This is a genomic window from Shewanella sp. SM20, assembly GCF_025654545.1.
Classification (GTDB): Bacteria; Pseudomonadota; Gammaproteobacteria; order Enterobacterales; family Shewanellaceae; genus Shewanella; species Shewanella oncorhynchi.
In genome coordinates this window covers 1-595 of record NZ_JAKKRK010000142.1, presented here as the reverse complement: position 1 = coordinate 595, position 595 = coordinate 1, and the positions used below count along the sequence as shown (strand labels likewise).

Sequence of the window (595 nt, the reverse complement as noted above, 5' to 3'; positions counted from 1 at the left end):
GCCCACAATTCCGCTTCGTTTGCTGTCATTCCAGCCCGCGAGTTTTCCTAATCTTAGATAAGCCCAATGCACACTGGGGACTTGTTCGGGCGGTTGGCTTTTTTCCGTCTTTAGCCATAACAACTTCCAGGCCAATGGGCTTAACAGGCTATCGCAAGGCCGTTTTTTCGCTTGTTCAGCTTGGCCTGCGTAACAACGCAGTTGCTGGATACGTGTGGCGATAAATGCCAGAATCACAATCATCCGCTCCAGATTATCTTTGCTTTGCAGCCGTAAGTCTTCCACCTGCGTACCGCCCGTTTTCCAGGATTTATGGAAGTCTTCAATCAGCCAGCGGCGCTCGTAGTAGTAAAGAATCCGCCTTCTTAGAAGGCGGCTTTGACTTGCCCCTGGAAGGGGCTATTCCAAAAACTACATCATCTGCAACGACAATTGAGCCTCATGTTCCTGATCTTGTTTATCTTGATGGCGCACATATCGTCTAATGATTTCTTCATTAACACCTACTGTATCTACAAAATAACCTCTGGCCCAAAAGCTATTGCCCCATAGCTTTTTACGTACATGAGGGAATTTATTGAATAGCCTTATCGCA

The 595-nt window shown here is 46.9% G+C and carries 2 pseudogenes; both read right to left on the bottom strand.

Annotation, left to right across the window (positions count from 1 at the left end):
- A pseudogene (locus L5M18_RS23320) lies at positions 1-360 on the bottom strand (IS4 family transposase); the annotation flags it as partial.
- Positions 361-411: 51 nt separating this feature from the next.
- Positions 412-595 (bottom strand): annotated as a pseudogene (gene tnpA, locus L5M18_RS23315) (IS200/IS605-like element ISSod23 family transposase); the annotation flags it as partial.